The organism is Deinococcus sp. JMULE3 (assembly GCF_013337115.1).
Lineage (GTDB): Bacteria > Deinococcota > Deinococci > Deinococcales > Deinococcaceae > Deinococcus.
Genome location: NZ_SGWE01000004.1, coordinates 1,069,930 through 1,091,336, shown reverse-complemented (window position 1 = coordinate 1,091,336; position 21,407 = coordinate 1,069,930). Strand labels below are relative to the sequence as shown.

At 72.5% G+C, this 21,407-nt stretch carries 25 protein-coding genes; 18 read left to right on the top strand and 7 right to left on the bottom strand.

Translation table 11 applies throughout. From position 1 onward, the window contains the following. Window positions 1–33 precede the first annotated feature (33 nt). From EXW95_RS08195 to EXW95_RS08185, 3 genes are all read left to right on the top strand, one after another. The gene (locus EXW95_RS08195; RefSeq protein ID WP_174367035.1) at window positions 34–1,926 is read left to right on the top strand and encodes an ABC-F family ATP-binding cassette domain-containing protein; all 1,893 of its coding nucleotides are present in this window, start codon (window positions 34–36) and stop codon (window positions 1,924–1,926) included. Window positions 1,927–2,019: 93 nt separating this feature from the next. Then, a complete protein-coding gene (locus tag EXW95_RS08190; protein WP_174367034.1) occupies window positions 2,020–2,526 on the top strand; it encodes a hypothetical protein in 507 nt (168 codons plus the stop codon). A 332-nt stretch (window positions 2,527–2,858) separates the two neighbouring features. After that, on the top strand, window positions 2,859–3,041 hold the full coding sequence (locus EXW95_RS08185; protein ID WP_174367033.1) for a DUF1540 domain-containing protein: 183 nt from the start codon (window positions 2,859–2,861) through the stop codon (window positions 3,039–3,041). A gap of 50 nt (window positions 3,042–3,091) precedes the next feature. Here EXW95_RS08185 and EXW95_RS08180 read toward each other — a convergent pair whose 3' ends face one another. From EXW95_RS08180 to EXW95_RS08170, 3 genes are all read right to left on the bottom strand, one after another. After that, complete coding sequence (locus EXW95_RS08180) at window positions 3,092–3,340, bottom strand: hypothetical protein (RefSeq protein WP_254605558.1); 249 nt, start codon at window positions 3,338–3,340, stop codon at window positions 3,092–3,094. Between the two features lie 55 nt (window positions 3,341–3,395). Next, a complete protein-coding gene (locus EXW95_RS08175; RefSeq protein WP_174367032.1) occupies window positions 3,396–3,800 on the bottom strand; it encodes a hypothetical protein in 405 nt (134 codons plus the stop codon). A gap of 101 nt (window positions 3,801–3,901) precedes the next feature. After that, window positions 3,902–5,122, bottom strand: a complete 1,221-nt coding sequence (locus EXW95_RS08170) for a toxic anion resistance protein (RefSeq protein WP_174367031.1) — start codon at window positions 5,120–5,122, stop codon at window positions 3,902–3,904. 140 nt (window positions 5,123–5,262) lie between these two features. Between EXW95_RS08170 and EXW95_RS08165 the strand changes: the two genes are divergently transcribed. Both EXW95_RS08165 and EXW95_RS08160 read left to right on the top strand, forming a co-directional pair. Next, complete coding sequence (locus EXW95_RS08165; protein WP_174367030.1) at window positions 5,263–5,793, top strand: hypothetical protein; 531 nt, start codon at window positions 5,263–5,265, stop codon at window positions 5,791–5,793. Window positions 5,794–5,819: 26 nt separating this feature from the next. Continuing rightward, window positions 5,820–6,377: a GNAT family N-acetyltransferase gene (locus tag EXW95_RS08160; RefSeq protein ID WP_254605557.1), complete on the top strand. Its 558-nt coding sequence runs from the start codon at window positions 5,820–5,822 to the stop codon at window positions 6,375–6,377. A gap of 54 nt (window positions 6,378–6,431) precedes the next feature. Here EXW95_RS08160 and EXW95_RS08155 read toward each other — a convergent pair whose 3' ends face one another. Continuing rightward, complete coding sequence (locus tag EXW95_RS08155) at window positions 6,432–6,983, bottom strand: FlgD immunoglobulin-like domain containing protein (protein ID WP_174367029.1); 552 nt, start codon at window positions 6,981–6,983, stop codon at window positions 6,432–6,434. Between the two features lie 123 nt (window positions 6,984–7,106). On the opposite strand from EXW95_RS08155, the gene EXW95_RS08150 reads away from it, so the two are divergent. The 11 genes from EXW95_RS08150 (at window position 7,107) to EXW95_RS08100 (ending at window position 18,436) form a co-directional block, all read left to right on the top strand. Then, a complete protein-coding gene (locus EXW95_RS08150; protein ID WP_058975185.1) occupies window positions 7,107–7,559 on the top strand; it encodes a DinB family protein in 453 nt (150 codons plus the stop codon). 8 nt (window positions 7,560–7,567) lie between these two features. Next, the gene (locus tag EXW95_RS08145; protein WP_174367028.1) at window positions 7,568–7,849 is read left to right on the top strand and encodes a hypothetical protein; all 282 of its coding nucleotides are present in this window, start codon (window positions 7,568–7,570) and stop codon (window positions 7,847–7,849) included. Between the two features lie 242 nt (window positions 7,850–8,091). Beyond that, the gene (locus tag EXW95_RS08140) at window positions 8,092–9,351 is read left to right on the top strand and encodes a dienelactone hydrolase (protein ID WP_254605556.1); all 1,260 of its coding nucleotides are present in this window, start codon (window positions 8,092–8,094) and stop codon (window positions 9,349–9,351) included. Between the two features lies 1 nt (window position 9,352). Further along, complete coding sequence (locus tag EXW95_RS08135; RefSeq protein ID WP_174367026.1) at window positions 9,353–9,601, top strand: hypothetical protein; 249 nt, start codon at window positions 9,353–9,355, stop codon at window positions 9,599–9,601. An 86-nt stretch (window positions 9,602–9,687) separates the two neighbouring features. Further along, a complete protein-coding gene (locus EXW95_RS08130) occupies window positions 9,688–10,092 on the top strand; it encodes a hypothetical protein (RefSeq protein WP_174367025.1) in 405 nt (134 codons plus the stop codon). Between the two features lie 220 nt (window positions 10,093–10,312). Continuing rightward, window positions 10,313–11,704, top strand: a complete 1,392-nt coding sequence (locus EXW95_RS08125) for a DNA-3-methyladenine glycosylase 2 (RefSeq protein ID WP_174367024.1) — start codon at window positions 10,313–10,315, stop codon at window positions 11,702–11,704. Between the two features lie 72 nt (window positions 11,705–11,776). Continuing rightward, entirely contained in the window at window positions 11,777–12,640 is an 864-nt protein-coding gene (locus EXW95_RS08120) for an isocitrate lyase/phosphoenolpyruvate mutase family protein (RefSeq protein WP_174367023.1), read from the top strand. Window positions 12,641–12,668: 28 nt separating this feature from the next. After that, a complete protein-coding gene (locus tag EXW95_RS08115) occupies window positions 12,669–14,033 on the top strand; it encodes an FAD-binding domain-containing protein (protein WP_174367022.1) in 1,365 nt (454 codons plus the stop codon). 335 nt (window positions 14,034–14,368) lie between these two features. Beyond that, window positions 14,369–14,953: an NUDIX hydrolase gene (locus EXW95_RS08110; RefSeq protein ID WP_174367021.1), complete on the top strand. Its 585-nt coding sequence runs from the start codon at window positions 14,369–14,371 to the stop codon at window positions 14,951–14,953. 2 nt (window positions 14,954–14,955) lie between these two features. Continuing rightward, a complete protein-coding gene (locus tag EXW95_RS08105) occupies window positions 14,956–15,570 on the top strand; it encodes a YigZ family protein (RefSeq protein ID WP_174367020.1) in 615 nt (204 codons plus the stop codon). A gap of 28 nt (window positions 15,571–15,598) precedes the next feature. Then, on the top strand, window positions 15,599–18,436 hold the full coding sequence (locus tag EXW95_RS08100) for an ATP-binding protein (RefSeq protein WP_174367019.1): 2,838 nt from the start codon (window positions 15,599–15,601) through the stop codon (window positions 18,434–18,436). Between the two features lie 2 nt (window positions 18,437–18,438). Here EXW95_RS08100 and EXW95_RS08095 read toward each other — a convergent pair whose 3' ends face one another. The 3 genes from EXW95_RS08095 to EXW95_RS08085 are packed head-to-tail and all read right to left on the bottom strand — an operon-like array spanning window position 18,439 to window position 20,192. After that, complete coding sequence (locus EXW95_RS08095) at window positions 18,439–18,906, bottom strand: hypothetical protein (RefSeq protein WP_174367018.1); 468 nt, start codon at window positions 18,904–18,906, stop codon at window positions 18,439–18,441. 31 nt (window positions 18,907–18,937) lie between these two features. Continuing rightward, the gene (locus EXW95_RS08090; protein WP_174367017.1) at window positions 18,938–19,408 is read right to left on the bottom strand and encodes a hypothetical protein; all 471 of its coding nucleotides are present in this window, start codon (window positions 19,406–19,408) and stop codon (window positions 18,938–18,940) included. A gap of 19 nt (window positions 19,409–19,427) precedes the next feature. Beyond that, entirely contained in the window at window positions 19,428–20,192 is a 765-nt protein-coding gene (locus tag EXW95_RS08085; protein WP_174367016.1) for a diguanylate cyclase domain-containing protein, read from the bottom strand. Window positions 20,193–20,344: 152 nt separating this feature from the next. Between EXW95_RS08085 and ispF the strand changes: the two genes are divergently transcribed. Both ispF and EXW95_RS08075 read left to right on the top strand, forming a co-directional pair. Further along, window positions 20,345–20,851, top strand: a complete 507-nt coding sequence (gene ispF / locus EXW95_RS08080) for a 2-C-methyl-D-erythritol 2,4-cyclodiphosphate synthase (protein WP_174367015.1) — start codon at window positions 20,345–20,347, stop codon at window positions 20,849–20,851. Next, window positions 20,844–21,326 carry a tRNA (cytidine(34)-2'-O)-methyltransferase gene (locus EXW95_RS08075; protein ID WP_371809972.1) on the top strand — a complete coding sequence of 161 codons (483 nt, stop codon included), beginning with the start codon at window positions 20,844–20,846 and terminating at the stop codon, window positions 21,324–21,326. Before ispF ends, EXW95_RS08075 begins: the two co-directional genes overlap by 8 nt. Window positions 21,327–21,407: the final 81 nt, after the last annotated feature.

Below are 21,407 nucleotides of genomic sequence, written 5' to 3'. Positions count from 1 at the left end.
ATCGTTTCCGGGCGGCGTCCTATACTGCGGGGCGTGCTTGTTGCCGCCGTGGACGCCAGTAAGGAATATGGACCGCTGACCGTCCTGCAGGACGTGACCTTCGCCGTGCAGCCCGGCGACCGGGTGGGCCTCGTGGGGCGCAACGGGGCGGGGAAGAGCACGCTGCTGAAACTCCTGACCGGGCAGCTGACGCCGGACGGGGGCGTCGTGAAGCGCGCGCCGGGCGTGCGGGTGCGCTCGCTCCAGCAGGACCCGGTGTTCCCGGCGGGCGCGACGGTGGACAGCGTGCTGGACGCCGCGTTCCACGACCTGGATCAGCTGGAGGCCGAACTGAGCGCCGCCGCCGACGCCATGAGCAGCGGCACGCCCGAGAGCATCCTGCACCACGAGGCCGTGCTGGAGCACTACCAGCGCCGCGGCGGTTTCGAGCGGCGCAGCCGCAAGGACGCCGTGACCCTGGCGTTCGGGTTCCGGGGCCGCGAGGCCGACCTGGCCTCCAGCCTCAGCGGCGGGGAGCGTACGCGGCTGGGGCTGGCGGCGCTCCTCGTGGAGAACCCGGACGTGCTGCTGCTGGACGAACCGACCAACCACCTGGACATCGTGATGGTCGAGTGGCTGGAAGGTTTCCTGGGCCGCTATCCGGGCGCGGTGCTGGTCATCAGTCACGACCGGGCGTTCCTGGACACCGTCACCCGCGAGACGGCGTACCTGCGCGGCGGGACCATGAAGGTCTACGCCGGGAACTACACGACGTTCCGCGAGACGCTGGCCGCCGAACTGGAGCAGCAGGCGGCGCGCTTCGCGGTGGAAAGCCGCCAGATCGCGTCGCTGCAGGCCAGTGCGGACCGCATGAAGATCTGGGGTCTGGGCATGAGCAAACTCGCCCGCCGGGCCAAGGCCATGCAGGCGCGCGTGGACCGCATGCAGGCCCGCGCCACCAATGCCCCGCCGCCCGAGCAGCGCACGACCCGCATCACCTTCCACGCCCCCGAGAGCGGCGAGGTCGTGCTGGACGCCCGGCACGTCACGCGGGTGCTGCCCGGCGGGCGGCAATTGTTCCGGGACGTGAACGTGCAGATCCGCCAGGGGGAACGCGTGGCGATCATCGGACGCAACGGGGCGGGCAAGACCACGTTCCTGCGCACCCTGCTGGGCCTGGAACCCAGCGACGACCCGCGCGCCCGCATCCTGACCGGGGCGCGCGTCACGGTCGGGTACTACGATCAGGCGCTGCGCGGCGTGGAACCCAGCGAGACGCTGTACGACGTGGCCCGCGCCTACACCCAGAAGGACCCGGAAGCGCACGACCTGCTGGGCACGTTCATGTTCCCGTACGACCAGCACGACAAGCAGGCGCGCATCCTCTCGGGCGGCGAGCGGGCGCGGCTGGCGCTGCTGAAACTCGCGCAGGAGGACCACAACCTCCTGATCATGGACGAGCCCACCAACCACCTCGACATGGAGATGGTCGAGGCGCTCGAGGCCGCGCTGGACGACTTCTCGGGCACGCTGGTGATGGTCAGCCACGACCGTGCGTTCATCGAGGGCCTCGCGGACCGCATCTGGCTGATCGAGGACGGGCAGTTCTTCGAGTACCCCGGCTGGGAGGACTACAAGGCCAAGCACCGCACCGCCGCCGAACTGGAGGCCGAGGCGCTGGCCGCCGCGCCGAAGGTCAGCGCGAAACCCGCCGCGCCGAAGGGCAAGGGCCTGTGGCACCTCAAGCGCGAGGTGGAGGCCATCGAGGCCGACATCGCCCGCCTGGAGGGCGAACTGGAGGCCGCGCAGGCCGCGCTGAGCGCCGCACCCGCCGACGCGGATTTCGTGGCGCTGGGGCGCTCGGCGCACGACCTGGAAGTGCAACTGGAAGCGAAGATGGAGGCCTGGGGTGCCAAGCAGGCCGAGGTGGAAGCGAAGGGCGGCTGACCCCGGGCGCCTGATGGCGGGGTCCCACTGTTCTGGACAGCGGGTCATGCGTCTCACGTCCCCCGCCCTATCCTGAGTCCGGACGTCAGGATTATGACCAGCCCCCACCTCACCCTCCACGCGCCCGACACCGCCCCCGACGCCGGAACCTCCGCGCTGACCTGGGCCGCCGAGACCTACCTGGCGCACACCCACCCCCGCGCCCCACTGCGCCTGGAACGCGTCACCCTGAGCGGCGTCACGTACACCTGCGCGCCCGACCCCGCCGCGCTGCGCCTGAACCGCGCCCTGGCCGAGGACGTCGTCATGGTCGCCCTGGCCGCCCGCGAGGCCGCCGCCCTGACCGGCACGCCCGCCCCCACCACCGGACGCGACGCGCGCATGCTGCTGGACTGCGCCCTGACCGACCCCGACGAACGCGAGACCCTCGACGCGTACCTGAACGTCCTGCAGGGCCGCGCCCGCGCGAGGCTGCGCCGCGCCTGGAGCGAGGTGCAGGTCATCGCCGCCGGACTGCGCGAACACGGCGAACTGGACGCCGCGCAGATCGCGCACCGCGTCGCCTGCGCCCAGGGCATCCGCGCCACACTGCTCAACTGATAAGAACTCCGGTTGAAAGGTTTGCAAAATCTTTCAACCCGAGCGGATGCGAGAAGGAGAGAAACGGGTTCCGGGCGTGGAGTTGGCAACCCGGTGCCCTTCCGGGTTGTTAACGAAACAGACGGAATCCGTACGAGTGAGTGTGCGCTGAGGCTCGTCGCCCCAGGTCCGGCTGCCTGCGCGGGACTGGACCCCGATCAGGACGGCCTCCACGCCCTGATACCGCGCAACCGGAGCGGTGCACTCCGGTTTTGAAGCCTCCCTTCACCTTGCAGCGGGCCTCACGTTCCCCCCGCGCCGGGGCAGGCACGCTGACGGTCACGGAGGCCCACATGAACGACGACAAGAGCATGGTCAGCCGCTGCGACGCCACCACCTGCCGCTTCAACGACGACATGAACTGCACCGCCGGGCAGGTCGAGATCAGCATGAGCGGCCAGGCCGCCCAGTGCATGACCTTCAGCCCCGCCGACGACATGAGCGACACCCAGAGCGTCAGCGCCGACCAGCACTGAACACCCACGATCAGGGGCCGCCATCAACTGGAGGCGGCCCCCGACTGTATTCATCGGCTCGTGACTACCCTGGGGGCGTTCAGGTCGGTGTAGTCCAGCACCACGCCCGCCCGCGCTTCGGGGTCCGCCTCGCGGAAGTACAGTTCGTTGCCTGCCACGTAGCGGCGGTTGCTGTCCGCCGCCGGGTCGGGCGAGCCGTAGCCCGGCCCGCGCGCCGCGCCACGCGGCACCGACACCGCGAACGGCACGCGCAGGAACACCGACAGCGGTTTCCAGTTCCGTTGAAAGGCCAAGGGCACGCCCTTCAACTCCACTTCCAACCGCTGATGTTGACGGCTTCTCGCTCCGCTCGTTTCAGGTGTGCTGGGAACCCCGCAACACACCCGAAAACCGCTGTGAGTCATCCCACCAGTCGCGCAGGTCCGGGCGGTGCAGGAACAGCCCGTCCACGATCAGGAGGCTGCCCGGCTCGGCCACCAGGTCCGGGCTGGGCACGGGTTCGTCGCGGGTCACGTCGAACACCTGCGGGCGGTAGCGCAGGGTCCCGCCGGGCGACAGGGGAGAGAGCACCTCGCGCACCAGCGCTGTCAGATCGTACGAGTCGCGGTAGAAGCCCTCCGGTGACGTGCGCCCCCGCGCGTACCGGGCCGCGCGGGGCTGGTGAAAGCCGTCGATGCTCACGCGGATGACGGGCCGCCCCAGCGCCCGCACCTGCCCGGCCAGTTCGTCGGCCAGGGTGGTCTTGCCCGCTCCGTCCACGCCGTCCACCGCCACCCGCGCGACGGGGTGCGCCGGAAGGGCCGCCCAGCGGGCCGCGAGCCACGCCAGGACATCCTCCCGGTCCGGTCCCTGCAGCGCGTTCAGAGTTTCAGGTCACCCTTCTCGGTGACGTTCAGGCCCTGCGCGACTTCCCGCGCGGCGTTCTGGCGCTCGCGGTCCAGGTACGTCTGCGCCTGCGCGACCTCCTTGTCCAGTACCGTCATCGTCTCACGGAAGCGGTCCAGGGCCTGCGTGCGGTACGCGCTGATGGCGTCCAGCGCGCCGTACACGTCCCGGAACGCCGCCTGGATGATCTGCGGGTCCACGGTGGCGCTGCCCGCCTGCCGCTGGATCTCGGTGCTCTGCTGCTTCAGGAGCTGCGCGGTCGAGCCGATCATGCGCCCGGTCGTGTCGTTCAGTGCCGTGACCTGACCCAGTACCGCCTGCTGCGTCCCGAGCGCCTGAGAGACCATCAGCGCGGTCTTCAGGGCGCTGACGGTGGTGGTCGTGGCGCGGTCCACGCCCTTGATGAGTTCCATGTTGTTGCGCCGCACGAGATCCAGCGCGAGGTACCCCTGGATGCTCACGGCCAGCTGCGTCAGGAGGTCCGTGACGCGCTGCCGCACGGCGAACAGCAGTTCCTCGCTGACCATGCGGGCCTTCTCCGGGTCGGTGACCTGCAACTCGGTCAGGCGGCGGGTCAGGGCCTCGTCCACGGCTTTGCCGACGTGCGCGTACTGCCGGAGTTTCTGCATGGTGTCCCACAGGTGGACCTTCTCGGTCTCGATGGTGGCGTTGTCGCGCCGCAGTTCGTCCTGCCCGCGGTACAGCGCCTCCAGGATGCCGTTCAGGTGCGACTGCGCGCTCTGGTAGCGGTCGAGGTGGTTCTGCACCTTCTTCCCGCCGGGCAGCTTCCCGAACAGGCGGCGGGGCGTGGGCGCGCGGCTGGGGTCGAGGTCCTCGACGGTGCGGCGCAGGTCGGTCAGGCCGCGCAGGATGTCGCTGCCCTCCGCGAGTGCCCCGGCCCGCGTGGCGCGCAGCGGGCGGTCCAGCATGCGGTTGCTGCTCTGCGCGGCGGCGCGCTGCTCGGGCAGGCCCAGTTCGTGCACGGCGTCCAGTTTGCGTTTGAATTCCGGGCTGTGCGCCCCCGCACTCAGGACGTCCTGTGCGAAGGCCTGCGCCATCGCCTCCAGCCGCGCGCGGTCCTCGGGGGACAGGGGCACCATCTCGGGCGCCTGCACGGGCTGCACGCTCGGGACGGCCTCCGGCGCTTTCAGCATCGAATCGGGCGGCGTCAGCGGTCCGGGGGTTCCATCACTCATGCCCCCCATTACGCGCCCCCCGCGGGCCGGGTTGCATCCGGCAAAAGGCGCATCCCGCCGGGGGCCAGCGAAGGCGGGGCACCCGTGACCGTGTGCAGGTGCGGCAGCGGCGCGGTGGGCGCGGCGCTACGCTGCTGTCCATGCGACTCCTCTCTGTTCTGCCCCTGCTGGCCCTGTGCGCGTGCGCGCCGACCGTGATCCGCGCCAGCGACGCGCAGCTCAGCGCCACCGCGCGCGGCCCGCAGGGCACCTTCCAGTTCGCCTGCAATCCGGTCGAGGACGCCCGCCGCAGCGGTCAGACCGTCACGCTGGACCGCGAGGTCGCGCTGACCTGCCGCAGCACCGACGGGCAGGCCACCCTGACCCTGATCGTGATCGGCGCGGACCCTGCCGGGCCGCAGACGGTGCAGGCGAACGTCGCGCCCGCCGGGCAGCCCGTGCAGTACCGGAACGTGACCGTCACGCCTGCACCTCAGGCCCCCCGGACGTTCGTGCTGGTCACCCTGCCGGGCGAGGGCGGCGCGCCGCCCGTCAGTCTGATCGGCCCGGCACAGGGCACCCGCAGCGGCATGTTCACGCTGCCGTGGACCGCCGGGCGGGACGGAGAGTTCAGCGCGAACCTGGGCAACGTGACCGTCAGCGGTCAGTACCGCGTGCGGGCCGACTGGTGAGCGGCCGGGCCGGGGCCACTCACGGGTTGACCCTGCCTGACCTGACCCTGCCCGGCCTGACCCTGCCCGGCCTGACCCTGCGTGGGCGCCTCCCGGACGACCTGCCGGTCCTCTGGCGCTGGATGCACGCCGAGCGGGACCCCGAGTGGCAGCGCTGGGACGCCCCGTACTTCCACACCGGACAGCCGGAGCCGCTGCCCTTCGAGACCTACCGCGAGCAGACCCTGGCCCGCCCCGTCAGCCCCAACCTGCGGGTGATCGCGCTGGACGGCGCGTGTATCGGGCAGGTCAGCCGCGCCGAGGAAGCCCCGGCGGGCGGAGGGTGGTGGGAGCTGGGCATCCTGATCTTCGACCCGGGGCACTGGGGTGGCGGGCTGGGCACGCGGGCGCTGGACCTGTGGGCGGCAGCGACGTTCGCGGAGACGGACGCGCACGTCCTGACGCTGACCACCTGGGGCGGCAACGAACGCATGATCCGCGCGGCGGCCCGCGTGGGCTTCCACGAGTGCGCCCGCATCCCCCAGGCCCGCGCGTGGGCGGGGCAGCGCTGGGACAGCGTGAAACTCGCCCGGCTGCGCGGCTGACACAGCGAAGGGGCGCGGGGAGAGAACTCCGCCGCGCCCCTCTTCTGTCCCGCTTCAGTTCTCGATGGTGACCGGGAACTCCTCGGCCATGATCCGCACGCCCGCCCCGCTGAACACCGCGCGGATGGTGTACTCCCCGGCGGGCAGGGCGCGTCCGGCGCTGTTGCGGCCGTCCCAGCGGATGTCCTGCACGTCCATCGTCTCGCCGGGCGCGACGTCCGTCATGACCAGCTGCATGGTGCACACGGTGTTCGTGGGGTTGGCGCGCACGACCTTCCCGGCGGCGTCCAGAACCTCGAAGCGCACGTCGCACGCTCCGTGCTGCAGGTCGATGGTCTGCTCGTCCAGGTTCGACAGCGTGAACGTCCAGGTGGTGGCCTCCCCGGCGCGCAGGCTGCCGGGGCCGCTGAGGTTCGCGCTGTGCGCCAGGCCCAGCATGGGCAGCGTCATGGGGAGGCTGCTCGCCATGGGGGCCGGGCTGGCCGGGGCCGGGGTGGCGGGCGCGCTGCTGCGGGGCGGCAGGGCGGGAATGTTGAAGATCGTCGTCTGCGCCTGGGCCAGCGAGGACGTGAGGACGGCAGCGGTCAGCAGGAATCGCAGGGTCATGCCCTTCACTGTTCGCCACGCGGGCTGACGCTGCGTGAGGAGCGCTGAAGGAAACGTGAGTGTTCCCCGGTCCCCGGCGGGTTGCGCGCACGCCGCGCCGCGCGGCTGGGTATGCTGCCGGTCATGAACCGCAGCGCCGTCCTTGCCCGCACCTTCCAGGCCCACCGTTCCGCCCTGCTCGACCTCCTCGAGCAGCTGCCCGAGGATCAGGGCACGTTCGCCGCGTGGGACGGCGGCATGAGCTTCATCGGGCTGTCCGATCACCTGTCCGCCAGCGCCGACCGCTTCCTGAACATGGTGCAGGGCCAGGCGCCCGGCGCGATGCCCGAGCCGAGCGCCACGCTGACCGAGGCGCGCGGCCGCCTGTGGGACTCGCAGGAACGCGCCCTGAGCGCCATCAGCGCCCTGTCCGACGAGGACCTGTCCCGCCGCGTGCCCGCCTTCGGGGGCCGCGAGATGCCGGTCGCGGCGCTGATCGACACGATCATCACGCACGAGGCGCACCACAAGGGGCAGGTGTGGCTGATGGCCCGCATGATCGGCGTGAAACCCCCCATGTTCATCAAGATGGGCTGAGGCCCCGCATGGACGCGCTGCTGCTGATCCTGCTGCTGACTGCGTTCGTATGGGCGCTGCTGCACTTCACGCGGGGCCTGCGCCGGGGTGGCCCCCGGTCGGGCCGGGCGCAGGGCAGCGGCACGCGCGCCGAACGGGCACTGGAGGAGGAACTCCTGCGCCTGACGCGCGGCAACCGCGGCGCGATCGAGCGGGGCGTGACCGCGCAGCGCCGCCGCGACCCGCAGGCCAGCCGCGCCGAACTGCTGCGCCACGTCCGGGACGAGTACCTCCGCGACCGCAGCCGCTGAACGCCCCTGACCGGAACACCCCTCATGCGGATTCCGTCTGTTTCGTCAACAGATCGGAACACCACCGATCTGTTAACTCCACGTCCGGAACCCGCTTTGCTCCTTCTCGCATCCGCTCGGGTTGAACGTTTTTGCAAACATTTCAACCGGAGTTCGTATCACCGGAAACGCCCCGCGCGATTCCGCCACCCCCGGAGGAACACCCCATGCGCCGACTCGCCCTGTGCCTTAGCTTGACCCTGATGACCGCTGCCGATCCCGCCCACGCCGCCCAGACCCCCCAGACCGCCGCGCCGTTCCTGCCCGGCGACGCCCGCCCCGACGCCCCGGAACTCGCCGCGCGCGGCAGCTTCGCGGTGGGCGTCCGCACCGTCACGCTGGTCAACCCGGGCCAGCCGGACCTCGCCCGCGCGCCCCAGGGCGGAGCAGTGCCGCGCGCCGACCGCCGCCTGACCGTGGAGGTCTGGTACCCCACCGCGAAGGGCGCCAGGGAAGCCGTGACCTACACGGACACCCTGACCAGCGGCAAGGCCTTCACCTTCGACGGCCGCGCCGCGCGCGACGCCAAGCCCCTGAGCGGGCAGGCGTTCCCGCTGGTGATCGTGTCGCACGGGTACACCGGCAGCCGCGTCCTGATGTCGTACCTCACCGAGCACCTCGCCAGCCGCGGGTACGTCGTGGCGGCCATCGACCACACCGACAGCACCCACGACAACCGCGGACCGTTCAACAGCACCCTGGTGAACCGCGCGCCGGACATCAACTTCACCCTCGACCAGCTTGCCAAGCTCGGCGCGCCCGGCAGCGGCTCCCCGCTGAGCGGCGTCGTGAACGCCAGCCGCACCGCCGTGATCGGGTACTCCATGGGCGGGTACGGCGCGCTGAACGCCGCCGGGGCCGGGTACGCCCCCAAGGTCGCCGCGCTGCTGCCCGGCGGGACCCTGACCCCCCGCCAGACCGGCGCGTTCACGCCGGACCCGCGCATCCGCGCCGCCGTCGCCTTCGCCCCGTGGGGCGGCCCCAGCGCCGCGCGCGGCCTGGGCGTCCCCACCGGGGAGTACGGTTTCTGGGACGCCAGGGGCCTGGAAGGCCTGAAGGTCCCCACCCTGTTCGTCGTCGGCGACCACGACGACGTGTCCGGCTTCGAGGAAGGTGTCAAACCGCTCTTCGAGAACGCCGTGAACGCCGACCGGTACCTGCTGGTGTACCAGAACGCCCGGCACAACATCGCCCCGAACCCCGCGCCCACCCTGCCGGACCTGAGCTTCGCGGACCACGAACACTACGCCGACCCCGTGTGGGACAGCGCCCGCCTGAACAACATCAACCAGCACTTCGTGACCGCGTTCCTGAACCTGAACCTGAAGGGCGACGCGGGCGCCGCCGCGTACCTGAACGTCCCCACGCCCATCGCCGCAAACGCCAGCGGGGCCGCCGCCTGGAAGGGCTTCGCGCCGCGCACCATGCTGGGCCTGGAGCTCTACCACCTGCGCCCCCGCTGACGTGAGCGACGTCCGCCGCACCCTCTATCACGTCCAGGCCGACGGACAGCACCTGCGCGTGCACCTGCTGCGCAGCGGCGCCGGCCGCCTGGACCTGAACGGACTCACGCACGACGAACCCACCCTGGAACGCGCGCTGGACGCCGCCGCCGCGTGGCCCGCCGTGCCCGGCGCGCTGTACGACGCCCTCGCCTGGGAACTGGACCTGAGTGCCCGGCGCGGCGGCCACTGGCCGGACCCGGCCCCGTGACCCCTGCCGGGGCGTGAAGAACACCACAGCAGCGCGCCCGGAACGGGGATATCCACCCCGCGCCGGGCGCGTTACCCTGAAACGCGATGCTGGTCCTGCTGATTCTCGTGCTGCTGGCCGCCGCCGCGTTCGCGTGGCGGGTCACGCGCCGCCCCCCGCCCCCCCCGGCACCGCAGACGGCCGAGGTGCACGCGCCCCTGCCCGCGCAGGACGTGCGCCCCACCGCGCCCACCCTGGTCATGCCCGGCGAGAGCGCCGCGCTGCTGCACGACGCGCAGAGCGAGATGCTCGCCGACGTGGACGCCGCGCAGCTGCAACGCCTGATGGCCGCCGTGCCCGAGGACGTCCTGGGCCGCGCCATCGGACAGGAGGACCTGACCAGCCACGCGCCCGTCACCGCCGAGCAACGCGAGGAACTCCAGGGACTGGGCAGCGCCCTGGACGACCTGGACTTCTGGAACATGGACGGCAAGGACCCACCCAAGGCCTGACCCCCCGCCAGGAAATTCCCCCCAAAAAAAATTCCCCCGGAGCTTTCCGGTAGAGGCGCCCCCGCCACGCACTCCACAATGCAGCCATGAACCGGAGTCCGTCTGTTTCGTTGACGGAGTGGGAGGACACCACTCCGCCCACTCCACGCCCGGACTCCCTCCGATTTCCTCTCACGTCCGTTCGGGTTGAATGGTGTGCCGCCATTCAACCGCAATCCATATGACCCTGCCGTATGCGCGTGACTTCATGCTGGGCCGCATGTTCGCGGCGGACGCGGCGTTCGACGGGCTGTTCTACACCGGCGTGACGAGCACCGGGATCTACTGCCTGCCGTCCTGCCGGGCCCGCAAACCCCGCGCGGAACACGTAGAGTTCCACCCGACGCCCGGCGAGGCGCGCGCGGCGGGGCTGCGCGCCTGCCGCCGTTGCCACCCGGACGCGTACCGGGGCGTGCCGCTGCCCGAGGCGGCGCTGCTGGCCGCGCTGGGCGGCGTGAGCGTCCCCGACGTGCCGGGCGTGCGGGCGCTGGCCGACGCGCTGCACCTGGGCGGGAGTGCCCTGCACGCCCAGTGGCGCGACCTGTTTCAGGTGACGCCCGGCGAGTGGCTGGCCCGCGAGCGGGTGCGGCTGGCCGCGCGGACCCTGCGGGACACGGGCGGCAGCGTGGCGGAGGTGGCGTTCGCGGTGGGTTTCGGGAGCCTGTCCGCGTTCGGCGCGCAGTTCCGGCGCGTGATGCACCTGACGCCGCAGGCGTGGCGGCACGCCGGGACGGGAGGCAGGCTCACGCTGAACCTCCCGGCGGGGTTCCCGCTAGAGGTCGTGTGGCGTGACCTGGGCCGCGACCCGGACTCCGTGACGCAGCGGGTGGAGGCGCAGGCGGGCCGCGCGGCCTTCGCGTGGACCCTCCCCGGCGGGCCGAAGCGGGTCACGCTGCACGTCACCGCCGGGCAGGTCGAGGTGCACCCGGACGCCCCGGAGGCCCTGACGCCCGCCGACTGGGAGGCGCTGCACACGCTGACCGTCCGCGCGCTGGGCCTGTACGCGCCCCTGGCCGGGGGCGACTGGCCGGTCCCGCTGGTCCCGCAGACCTTCGACGGGCTGATCTGGGCGGTGGCGGGCCAGCAGGTCACGTTCGCGCAGGCCTGCCGGGTGCGCCGCACGCTGACCGGGCGATATGGCACGCCCGTCGCAGGGGGCCTGACCGCGCCGCCCACCGCCGCGCAGCTGGCCGCACTGGACGACGCGGACCTGCGCGCCTGCGGCCTGACCGACGCCCGCGCCGCCCTGCTGCGCCGCCTCGCCGGGCGGGTCGCGCGGCATGAGCTGAACCTGGACGCCCTGGCGCGCGGCACGGTCGGCGCGGCCCGCCGCACGCTGCTGGCCGTGCCCGGCATCGGCCCCTGGACGGCGGACTACGTGCTGCTGCGCGTCCTGGGTTTCCCCGACGTCGTGCCCGAGGGGGACGCCGCGCTGGCCGCCAGCCTGCGCCGCACCCACGCCCTGCCCGCAAAGCTCACGCCCGCGCAGGTGCAGACGCTGCTGCACCCGCACGCGCCGCGCCGCAGTCAGGCCGTGCTGCGCGCGTGGCACGCCGCCCTCGACCCCACGTAACGTCATTCGCCTTCGCCGTCCGGCCCGTCGTGGCACCGGACGACCTTCCCCCATGCCGCCAGGAGCCCACCCATGATCCGACCCGACCACGCCCGCACCCTCCACGCCCTGCACGCCCCCGACCGGGAGGGCCTGATCCTCCCGAACGCCTGGGACGCCGCCAGCGCCCGCACCCTGGAGCACGCGGGCTCACCTGCCACCGGCACGACCAGCGCCGGGATCGCCTTCGCACTTGGGTACCCCGACGGTGAAATGGCACCCGTGGACGACCTGATGGACGCCCTGGCGCGCATCGTGCGGGCCACCTCCCGGCCCGTCACCGCCGACCTGGAAGGCGGGTACGCCCCCGACCCCGACGGCGTCGCGCGGATCGTCACCCGCGCGCTGGGGCTGGGCGTGGCGGGCCTGAACCTGGAGGACGCCACCGATGCGGGCACGCTGCGCCCCGTCGATGAGCAGGTCCTGCGACTGCGCGCTGCCCGGCAGGCCGCCGACACCCTGGGTGTGCCCGCGTACCTGAACGCCCGGACCGACACGTACCTCGCCGGGTTCGGGACCACCCCCGCCGAGCGTTTCGCGGAGACCGTCCGGCGCGGCCGGGCGTACCTGCACGCCGGGGCGGACAGCGTGTTCGTGCCCGGCCTGACCGACCCCGACACCATCCGCGAACTGCGCGGCGAACTGGGCGGCCCGGTCAGCGTGATGCTCCTGCCCGGCGGCCCGGACGCCCCCACCCTGCTGCGCGCCGGAGCCAGCCGCGTCAGCACCGGCCCCGCGCTGATGCTCGCCGCGCTGGGTCACACCCTGACCCTCACCCGCGACCTGCTCGGCAGCGGCACGCCCCCCGCCACGCCCGGCCCCAGCTACGCGCAGGTGCAGGGGTGGTTCAGCGCGGGGTCGCCTGCCGCCACCTCTGCACGCGACCGTACGGTCTGACCGGGCGGCGCCCTGCCATGCTGACCGCATGACCGCCCCGCCCGCCGACCTGCCCCTGGACCTCCCGGACGCGCAGCTGCCCGGTGTGCTCGGCGCGGCCCTGGCGGGCCTGTACACCGGCGAGCCGCGCCTGCCTGCCCGGCCCGGCGAGCGAGCGGCGGGACTGGCGGCGCTGCACGCCTGGACGGGCGCCGGGTACCGCGAGCGTAACCACCTGTCGGGGAACGTGTCGCGCCTGAGCATGTACCTGCGGCACGGCATGATCGGCATCCGCGAGGTCGCCGCGCACGCCCGGCACGCCCTGCGGGGCCGTGAGCGGGACGAGTTCCTGCGGCAGCTGACCTGGGGGGAGTTCTTCCGGCTGGTGCTGCGGCAGGAGGGCGCGCGCGTGCTGGACAACCTGGAGGAGCCCAAGTACCCCGCGCGCTGGACGGACGCGCTGCCGGACGATGTCCGCGCGGCGCGCACGGAGCTGCCCTGCGTGGACGCCTGGGTCACGCACCTGATCCGGGACGGGTGGCTGCACAACCACGAGCGGCTGTGGTTCGCGGCGTACCTGATCCACTGGCGCGCGGTGCACTGGCGGGCCGGGTACGCGTTCTTCCGCGAGCACCTGCTGGACGGGGATATCGCCAGCAACGCGCTGTCGTGGCAGTGGGTGGCGAGTACGTTCAGTGGCAAGCCGTACTTCATGAATCAGGAGAACGTCGAGCGCTTCAGCGGGGGCCGCTGGTGCCGCACCTGCACCGCGAATTGCCCGTTCCGGGGCAGTTACGAGGAGCTGGAGGCGCGACTGTTCAGCGGCCGCCCGCTCGGGGAATCGTTGTCCGGTGAAGCCGGGACCCCTCGCCGCGCCGCGCCAGCACAGGAGCCAGCAGCAGAGGTGGTGCCCGCGCCGATCCAGCCGACCGGGTCGACCTCCCCGCGCGTGGTCTGGGTGCACGGGGACGGCCTGTCCGTGACGGACGCGGCCCTGAGCGCCTGCCCGGACGCCCCGGCGCTGTTCGTGTTCGACCGGCCGTTCCTGTCCGGGACGCCCATCGCGTTCCCCCGGCTGGCGTTCATGTACCAGGGCGTGCGGGACATCGCCGCCGCGCGCCGCGCACCCACACACGCGCGGGTGGGCGCGGTCGCCGGGGAACTCGCGGCGTTCGCCCGCACGTACGGGGCGGCGGAACTGCACGTCACGCGGAACTGCACGCCGGAATTCACGCGCATCCTCGCGGGCGTGCGCGCCGCGCACCCGGACCTGCGGGTGGTCGTGCACGAGCCCGAACGCCTGACGTCGTATGACGGGCCGGTGCGGCGCTTCTTCGGCTTCTGGAAGAAGGTGGAACGCGAGGTCCTGCAGGGCGCCCCCAGCCCGGACGCCCCCCGGCGCGGTCACCGCTGATACGGACTCCGGTTGAACGGTGTGCAACAACGTTCAACCCGAGCAGACTCGGAGAGCTGCGCAGCAGAGCGAGCAGGAGCGAAACGCCCCTCCGGGCGTGGAGTTGGCAACCCGGTGCCCTTCCGGGTTGTTAACGAAACAGACGGAATCCGTATGACCCACCCCGGTCCTAGGGCCGGGTGTCCATCTGGCGGATGCGCCCGCCCGCCGGGGTGGGGGAGACTGCCCGCCTGATGACCCTGAACGTCCCAGTGGAATCCGCGCGTCGCGCTCGATGGGCTGGCGGCTCTCGCGGCGTCAGCTGCGTTGAACGGGTGGTCTGGTAGCCTGCGGGCATGATTCATCCGAACTGGGCGGCGCTGGTCGAGGACGACACGCAGCCGTGGCAGACGCTGGAGTCCCGGCAGATCGTGTCGGGGTTCCGCACGGTGTTCGAGGACCGCGTGCGCCTCCCCAGCGGTGTGGAGACCACCTACCAGTACCGGCCGCGCGGGCCGCGCGCGGTGTTCGTGCTGCCCGTCACCGCTCAGGGCGAGGCGGTCCTGATCCGCCAGTACCGTTACCCGCTGCGCGCGACCGTCACCGAGGTCGTCGCGGGCGGCGTGGAACGCGGCGAGGACCTCCTCGCGGCGGCGCAGCGGGAACTGCACGAGGAGGTGGGGGGCGTGGCGGCCGAGTGGGTGCCGCTGCCCGGCTTCTACCCGCAGCCGAGCATCAGCGGCGTGATCTTCTACCCGTTCCTGGCGCTGGGCGTCACGCTGGGCGACATGCACCACGAGGACACCGAGACCATCGAGCGCGTGGTCGTGCCGCTGGCCGAGGCGTACCGCCGCCTGGACGCCGGGGAGATCCTCGACGGGTCGAGCAGCCTGGCGATGTGGCACGCGCGGGCCGTGCTGGCCGGGCGGGGCCTGCTCTGACCGTGGCGGACACCGAACTGCCCGCGCCGTTCACGACCCTGGCCGGACCTCACCGCTTCGATGCGGTGATCGAGAACAGCGAGTTCCTGACCTTCGCGGACCGCGCCGACACGCCCGAGGACGCGCTGGCGCAGCTGGCGGCGCTGCGGGCGCGCTACCCGGACGCCACGCACCACTGCTGGGCGTACCGCATCGGGGGTGCGTACCGCTTCAATGACGACGGCGAGCCGGGCGGCACGGCGGGCGCGCCGATCCTGCGGGCCATCGAGGGTCAGGGCGTGGATCGCGTGATGGTCGTCGTGGTGCGCTTCTACGGCGGCGTGAAACTCGGTACGGGCGGGCTTGCTCGCGCCTACGGGGGCGGCGCCGCCGAGTGCCTGCGGACCGCCGAGCGGCTGGAGGTCCGCCCGCGCCGCACCGTGCGGGTCGCCGTTCCGTTCGACGCGGTCAGCGGCCTGTACCACCTGCTGGGCACCTGGGACGTCACGCGCGGCGAGGAGGCGTACACGGCGGGCGGGGTGGAACTCGACGTGCACCTCTATCCCGAGGACGCCGGGGCTTTCGCGGCGGCCCTGCGGGACGCGACGCGCGGCGCGGCGGTGACCGACCTTGACTGAACGTGCCCCCACACTCACCCCCGCGCCCATGACCCCGTCACTGATCACGCTCGGCGGCCTGGAACTGGGCAGTTTCCGGAAGGTCAAGTCTCTGCTGCTGCTCGTGTACGTGACCCTGGAAGGCCCCACGCCCCGCCGCACCCTGGCGACCCTGCTGTGGCCCGACGCGGCCCGCCCGGAAGGCAGCCTGCGCGTCGCCCTGCACGCCCTGCGCGAGGTGCACCCGGGCGCGCTGGGCGGCGAGGACCGTCTGAGCACCCCCGTGACCAGCGACGCGGCGCGCCTGCTGACCCTGCGCGGCGAGGCCGCCTGGGACGCCTACGCGGGTCCGTTCCTGCACGGCGTACCCCTGACCGGCGTGTCCGCCGAGTTCGAGGAATGGGTGGAAACGCAACGGGAACGCCTCGCGCGGCACGTGCAGGAGGAAGCCCTGCGCGCCGCCGAGACCGCCGACCCCGCCCGCGCCGCCGACTGGGCCGCCCGCGCCCACCGCACCCCAGGCGCCCCACCGCCCGAGGCGGACCTGCTGCGCCGCGCGCTGCCGCTGACGCTGCCCGGCTCGCCGCTGGAGGCGGAGATCCGCGCGGAACTGGGCGAACTGGACGAGGGGACGCCCACCCCGGCCCCCACCCGCCCGGCCCGCGCGGCCGCGCGCATGCTGGGCCGCGAGGCGGAACTCGACACGCTGCTCGCCTGGACCCTCGCCCCGCAGGCGGACCCCCCGGCGGGCGGCGCGGCCCTCATCACCGGCCCCGGCGGGATCGGCAAGAGCACCCTGACCCGCGAACTCCTGCGGGAACTCAGCCGCCTGGACCGCCCCGCGACCCTCGTGGACGCCGAGGGCGCCGCCAGCGCCGCCGAACTGAGCGCCCGCCTCGCCGCCACCCTGACCCGCGGACAGGCCGCCCCGCCCACCCTGGCCGCCCTGAGCGACCACCTGCCCCCGCACGCCACGGTCCTGCTGGACGGCGCGGACGCCCTGAACGACCTCCCGGACCTGCTGCGCGCCCTGCGCCGCGACCTGCCCGGCGTGCGCTGGGTGATCAGCAGCCGCCGCAGCCCCCCCGGCCTGCTGGGGGAAGGGGACCTGCTGCTGCCCCTCGCGGGCCTCCCGCAGGCCCCGCCGGAAGCGGACCTCGCGCAGATCGCCGCGAGCAGCGCTGCGCAGCTCTTCCTGCGCGAAGCGGCCCGCACCCGCCGCGACCTCACCCTGACCGCCGCCAACGCCGCCCTGATCGCCGGCATCACCCGCCGTCTCCAGGGCCACCCCCTCGCGCTGGCCCTGGCCGCGTCCTGGCTGCGCGTCGAGCACCTGGAAGCCGTGTATGCCCGCGTCCTCACCGAGGCCGCCCAGCTCACCCCCGAGGGTGGCGGCAGCGACGGACGGCGCGGCCTGAACGCCGTCGCCCGCCGCTCCTGGGACCTCCTGACCGCCGAACAGCAGCACGCGGCGCTGCGCCTGAGCGTCACCAGCGACCTCGACCCCGCGGACGCACCCCATCTGGGCGTCCCCGCGCACCTCATCGACGAGCTGCTCACGCACAACTTCCTCGAAGCGCACCAGCCCGGCACGGAACGCCTGCGCCTGTACCCCGCGCTGCGCGGCCTGCTGACCGAACAGGCCGCCACGCACCCGGACCTGATCACGCAGGCCCGCGCGGACCACGCCCGCCACTACCTGACGTGGTTCACCGCCCAGCCCCCCGAATCGCCCCCGGTGGACGCCGAACGCGACAACATCACCTCCGCCCTGCACACCGCGCTGGAACGCGGCGACGCCACCGCCGCCCAGATCGACCACTTCCTGGCCCACCACGACCGGCGCGGCCTGCACGCCAGCGGCACCGACACCTTCGCCGCCCTGGCCGACGCCGCCGAGGACGCCCACGCCCCGGACAGCGTGCAGGCCGCCGCGCAGATCGCCAGCATGTGGCTCGCGTACCGCGCCGGACGCCTGCTGGACGCCCAGACGCTCGCCGGACACTTCCTGGCCGGACCACTGGCCGCCGACCCCACCAGCCGCATGAAAGTCCTGAACACGCTTGGTATTGTCAGAGGTCGTCAAGGGCAGATCCGGGGAGCGACCGATCTGATCGGGCAGGCGCTTAACGTCGCTGTGGAACTCGGGGATGAGGTCCGGCAGCTGCATTACCGGCTGAATCTGCTGACGCATCTGACCTTCCTGGGAGATGAGGTGATGCTTCGGGTCCAGTTCAGTGAAATCGAACGGCGACTGCCGCACCTGCCCGAAATGGTGGCGTGGCAGGTGCGGCTGGCTCTTCTGGGTGCACGCCTCTATACCTCCGGTGAGGATCAGGCTGCCTTGCAGGCCGAGGCGCTTGTCATTGCGCAGTACACAGAGAGCAGTGGGCTGCCCGGCATCTCAGTCGAGATCGTCGAGATGGCTGTGACCACGGCCTTCCGACTGAGGCAGTGGCGGCACGCCGAAGACCTGCTGAAGCGCGCAGCGAACATTGTCCGGAAGAATCCCGACCTGCGGGTCAATCCTCTGCTTACGGTCGAGCTCCTCTACGCCAGGGCCAGGACGCAGCAGGCACAGCAGCAGGTCGCGCAGATTCTGAACGACCCGGTACGGCCGCCGACACCCTGGCAGCTCGTGCAACTGGTCCTGCTGGTCGTCCCCGACCTGCGCAGCCGCGGCAGCACTGAGGTGGATGCCTGGCTGACGCAGATCACAGGTGCGGTGAACGTGCATGCCCAGCAGCAGCGTGAAGCGCGGGTGCTGCTGGGCGACAGGGATGAGTCTGGCCTGCCCCCGGGCCAAAGTCTGGATACAGATCATTTACAGCTGTGGCTGCGCCTTCAGTTTCCCGTCGGAGTCACGCCTGTCAGCTTCCGGAATTAAAGTCAGGGGCCCCAGCATGTGGGCGGCCAGCCCTCGCTGTCATCCGGTTCGCTGACGCCGCTGGGTGGGTTCATGTCGACCGTGGCGGGCGTGAACATGGTGGGCTGGGCGTCGCTGCTGGCGCTGGGCTGTTCGCCGGCCACGTAGTACAGGGGCCAGTACCGGTATGTCAGCTGTTCCCAGGGGCGAGTGTCGTCACCCTCGCGGCTCTGCTGGGAAATGTCACCTTCCAGCATGTCGGGGAGCTGCTCGGGGGGCAGCACGGGCATGGGCGAGTATTGCAGGGGCAGGCCCTGCGCGTACTGCGGCCAGGCGGGGGCGAAGGGTACCTTGTAGCGGCCCGTGTAGGCCTGGGCCAGTGGCGCGTAGACGTACAGTGCCAGCGGAACACCTGCTTTCGTGATGGCGTACAGCCTGTTCTCGAAGACGGTGATGGCGAGGAAGTCGAGGGGTTGCTCGGGTTGCGTCATGGAACCTCCGTTGTGTGGTGCGTGTTGCAGTTTAGGGGCCGTGGGGGCGGTGGTGCGGGCCGGGCAGGGGGGTCTGATCCAGGCGGACGGGCGTGAACAGGTGCGGCACGTCGCCGCAGGGGGGCTGTCCGGGGTGGTCGTGGGCGTACAGGTACAGGGGCCAGCCCTGGTAGGTGGTGTGGTCCCAGGTGCGCAGGCCGTGCGGGTCGCGGCCCTGTGCGTGGACCGTGCCGGGCAGCGGGTGGGGGCCGGGGGGCAGGGTGGGCAGCGGCACGTACTGGTACAGGAACGCCTTGAGGTGTTCGGGCCAGTGGGAGGCGCTGGGGACACACTCGCCGGTCAGGAGGGCCATCTGCAGGGGCGTGAAGCGGTAGACGGGCAGGGGGCCGCGCGTGGTGTGGACGCTCAGGTGCGGGCCGTCGGGGCTCAGGTGGTGCAGGTCGGCGGGGGGCAGGGGCTGGCCGAGGCGGCGGGTGTGCGGCGTGGGGTACGTGTGGGTCATGCGGGGCTCCGTGACAGGATTACAGGGCGAGCATGGGGTGGGTGGGGGTGGGGTTCAGGAGGCGTTTCAGGCTGTCCAGGGGGCGGCGGGTGGGGTGGGTTCCGGCGCGGTCCTGCGCGGCGGCGAGCAGGTCGGCCAGGGTGCGGCCGTCGTGCGGGGCGTCGCTCAGGCCGACTCTGGGTTCGGGGGTGCGGCCCAGGGCGCTCAGGTGCTCGTGGATGCGCCGCGTGACCGGGGCGAGCTGGTCGGGCGTGAGAGCCTGAGGGCTCAGGAGGGTGAAGTCGTGCGTGCCGGTGCGGTACGCGCTGGCGTTCCAGTCGCGCGCGGCGGTTTTCAGTTCGCGGGCGGCGCGGCGCAGGGCCTGATCGACGGGCGCGTCGCCCAGCTGGCGGCGGTGGTCGTGCAGGGGGGGCAGGCGCAGAGTGGCGAGGGTGGTGACGCCGTGCGTCTGGGCGGCGTCGTGCAGCAGCGCGTCCCGGTCGGGCAGGTGCGTGACGGGGTCGAGGTGGTAGCTGTGAACGTCCTCGAGGAGCAGGATGCGGTCCCCGTTCGGGAGGCTGCGGAGGTTCAGGCGGCACACGCGCCGCTCGCCGGTGTGGGTGAGCAGGCGGGTCTGGTGGGTGCCGTCCGCCCAGGTGGTGACGGGGGCGGGCAGGGCGCCGGGGTGGTAGGTGCGCTGGTAGGCGGGGTTGGGCTGGGCGTGGGTGGGGGCGTGGGCGGGCCAGCGCAGGCCGGGCAGGGGGAGCAGGTGGAACAGGTCGTCTTCGAGGTGGGGGTGGGTCATGCCGGGTCTCCCTGGGGGCGGAGGGGGTGGGAAGGTCGTGGTGTGCAGCATGCCTGGGCGGGCGTTAACGGGGCGTTATGCCGATGGTGCGCCCTGGGCGCGTCAGGGAGTGACGTGCCGGGGCGCGCGTGTGGGCGGGCTACACTCCGGGGATGAGTTCGTGGCCGTTCAGGGTTGGGTTCGGGGAGGACGCGCACCGTCTGGAGGCGGGGCGGCGGCTGGTGCTGGGCGGCGTGGACGTCCCGCACGCGGAGCTGGGTGCGGTGGCGCACAGTGACGGGGACGCGGTTCTGCACGTGGTGGCGGACGCGCTGCTGTCGGGTCTGGCGATGGGGGATATCGGGCAGTACTTTCCGGATACCGCCGAGCAGTGGCGCGGGATGGATTCGCGCGTGATCGTGGAGCGGGCGCTGGCGCTGGTGCAGGAGCGGGGCTGGGTGCCGGTGAACGTGGCGGTCGTGGTGACGCTGGACCGCCCGAAGCTGGGGCCGCTGCGTGCGGAGATCGCCCGGTCGGTCGCGGCGCTGCTCTCGCTGCCCGAGGGGGACGTGGGCATCAGTTTCAAGACGTCGGAGGGCCTGGCGCCGCTGCACGTGCAGACGCGCGCGACGGTGCTGCTGGCCCGCGTGGAAGCGGCGCCGGGGGTCAGCGGTGAGTGACGCGGCGCCGGGTGGGGAGGGGCCGCTGCTGCGCGTGGTGCTGTTCGAGCCGGAGAAGGCCGGGAACGTCGGGAACGTCGCGCGGACGTGCGCGGTGCTGGGCGCGGACCTGCACCTGATCCGCCCGTTCGGCTTCCACCTGCATGACCGGGAGTTCCGCCGCGCGGTGATGGATTACCTGGAGGGCGTGACCCTGCACGAGCACGCCAGCTGGACGGCCTTCCAGGGAACGCTGGGCGCGGGCGCGCGGGTGTGGGCGTTCAGCACGCACGCGACCGAGCTGCACACCCGCGCGGGCTTCGCGCGGGGGGATTACCTGCTGTTCGGGCCGGAATCGCGCGGGCTGCCTGCGTGGCTGCGCGACGCGCTGCCGAAGCTGAAGCTGCCGCAGCCGGGCGGGGGCCGCAGCCTGAACCTGAGTGTCGCGGCGGGCGTCGCGGCATTCGAGGCGGGGCGGCAGATCGAGGGCTGGTAAAGCTCGTCCCGGACCGGGTGGGGGCACTGCGCCATTCGGCTCATTTCGACGGGGATCGAATCGGTCATGATGATTCGAGGA

What these genes read in the sequence shown, in the direction of transcription:
- EXW95_RS08190 (WP_174367034.1), top strand. Translation starts at nt 2,020, where the DNA reads ATGACCAGCCCCCACCTCACCCTCCACGCGCCCGACACCGCCCCCGAC.
- EXW95_RS08185 (WP_174367033.1), top strand. Translation starts at nt 2,859, where the DNA reads ATGAACGACGACAAGAGCATGGTCAGCCGCTGCGACGCCACCACCTGC.
- EXW95_RS08170 (WP_174367031.1), bottom strand. Translation starts at nt 5,122, where the DNA reads ATGAGTGATGGAACCCCCGGACCGCTGACGCCGCCCGATTCGATGCTG.
- EXW95_RS08165 (WP_174367030.1), top strand. Translation starts at nt 5,263, where the DNA reads ATGCGACTCCTCTCTGTTCTGCCCCTGCTGGCCCTGTGCGCGTGCGCG.
- EXW95_RS08155 (WP_174367029.1), bottom strand. Translation starts at nt 6,983, where the DNA reads ATGACCCTGCGATTCCTGCTGACCGCTGCCGTCCTCACGTCCTCGCTG.
- EXW95_RS08150 (WP_058975185.1), top strand. Translation starts at nt 7,107, where the DNA reads ATGAACCGCAGCGCCGTCCTTGCCCGCACCTTCCAGGCCCACCGTTCC.
- EXW95_RS08145 (WP_174367028.1), top strand. Translation starts at nt 7,568, where the DNA reads ATGGACGCGCTGCTGCTGATCCTGCTGCTGACTGCGTTCGTATGGGCG.
- EXW95_RS08140 (WP_254605556.1), top strand. Translation starts at nt 8,092, where the DNA reads ATGACCGCTGCCGATCCCGCCCACGCCGCCCAGACCCCCCAGACCGCC.
- EXW95_RS08130 (WP_174367025.1), top strand. Translation starts at nt 9,688, where the DNA reads ATGCTGGTCCTGCTGATTCTCGTGCTGCTGGCCGCCGCCGCGTTCGCG.
- EXW95_RS08125 (WP_174367024.1), top strand. Translation starts at nt 10,313, where the DNA reads ATGACCCTGCCGTATGCGCGTGACTTCATGCTGGGCCGCATGTTCGCG.
- EXW95_RS08120 (WP_174367023.1), top strand. Translation starts at nt 11,777, where the DNA reads ATGATCCGACCCGACCACGCCCGCACCCTCCACGCCCTGCACGCCCCC.
- EXW95_RS08115 (WP_174367022.1), top strand. Translation starts at nt 12,669, where the DNA reads ATGACCGCCCCGCCCGCCGACCTGCCCCTGGACCTCCCGGACGCGCAG.
- EXW95_RS08110 (WP_174367021.1), top strand. Translation starts at nt 14,369, where the DNA reads ATGATTCATCCGAACTGGGCGGCGCTGGTCGAGGACGACACGCAGCCG.
- EXW95_RS08100 (WP_174367019.1), top strand. Translation starts at nt 15,599, where the DNA reads ATGACCCCGTCACTGATCACGCTCGGCGGCCTGGAACTGGGCAGTTTC.
- EXW95_RS08095 (WP_174367018.1), bottom strand. Translation starts at nt 18,906, where the DNA reads ATGACGCAACCCGAGCAACCCCTCGACTTCCTCGCCATCACCGTCTTC.
- EXW95_RS08090 (WP_174367017.1), bottom strand. Translation starts at nt 19,408, where the DNA reads ATGACCCACACGTACCCCACGCCGCACACCCGCCGCCTCGGCCAGCCC.
- EXW95_RS08085 (WP_174367016.1), bottom strand. Translation starts at nt 20,192, where the DNA reads ATGACCCACCCCCACCTCGAAGACGACCTGTTCCACCTGCTCCCCCTG.
- ispF (WP_174367015.1), top strand. Translation starts at nt 20,345, where the DNA reads ATGAGTTCGTGGCCGTTCAGGGTTGGGTTCGGGGAGGACGCGCACCGT.